A 925-nucleotide genomic window follows, 5' to 3' on the forward strand; every position below is an offset into this window, starting at 1 on the left:
CAATCTCCCCCCTTGAGGGGGAGATGGCCGGCAGGCCAGAGAGGGGGGCCTCGCGCCGATGTCTCAAAGCTTGGGTCCCTCTCCCACTTTGTCGGGCGAGGAACTTGCGCCTCTTGGCCCATCCCTCCAACCTTTATCCGGCAGCCCGTATCGGCTAAGGGCTTCGCGACAAAGCCCTCGACCCCGGACTGCCCGCAAAAATGACCGCCAAGCCTCATCCCCTCTTCCTCGGCATCGACACCGGCGGCACCTACACCGATGCGGTGCTGTGGTCGGAAGACGGCAGCCCGAAAGGCAAGGTTCTGGCCAAGGCGAAATCGCTGACCACGCGTCACGATCTCGCCGTCGGCATTTCCGGCGCGGTCGATGCGGTGCTTCAGCAATCCGCCACCGATCCGGCCGCGATAAAACTGGTCTCGATGTCCACGACACTTGCCACCAACGCGCTGGTCGAGGGCCAGGGCGGGCGCGTGGCGCTGGTGATGATCGGCTTTTCCGAGGCCGACCTTGCCCGCGACGGGTTGAAGACGGCGCTGGGCACCGACCCGGTGGTGTTCTGCCCCGGCGGACACGACGTGCACGGCAATGCCGCCAAGCTCGACCTTTCCGGCCTCGAGGCGGCGCTGCCGGAATTGGGCGGCTCGGTTTCGGGCTTCGCCGTCTGCGCCTATTTCGCCACCCGCAATCCGGCGCATGAGCTGGCGGCCCGCGACCTGATCCGCGAGAAGACCGGCCTGCCGGTCACAGCAAGCCATGAATTGTCGGCCAAGCTCGGCGGCCCGCGCCGCGCGCTTACCACGCTGCTCAACGCCCGCCTGATCTCGATGATCGACCGGCTGGTCGCGGCGACCGAAGGGTTTCTGGCCAAGCGCGGCATCGCGGCACCCCTGATGGTGGTGCGCGGCGACGGCGCGCTGGTCTCGGC

The 925-nt window shown here is 67.5% G+C and carries 1 protein-coding gene; it reads left to right on the plus strand.

Features of this window, described 5'->3' with window-relative positions:
• Window positions 1-200 precede the first annotated feature (200 nt).
• A partial coding sequence (locus tag EOA28_RS37020) for a hydantoinase/oxoprolinase N-terminal domain-containing protein (protein ID WP_281060960.1) occupies window positions 201-925 on the plus strand: 725 nt, incomplete at its 3' end.

The organism is Mesorhizobium sp. M2A.F.Ca.ET.067.02.1.1, from assembly GCF_004023285.1.
Taxonomy (GTDB): domain Bacteria; phylum Pseudomonadota; class Alphaproteobacteria; order Rhizobiales; family Rhizobiaceae; genus Mesorhizobium.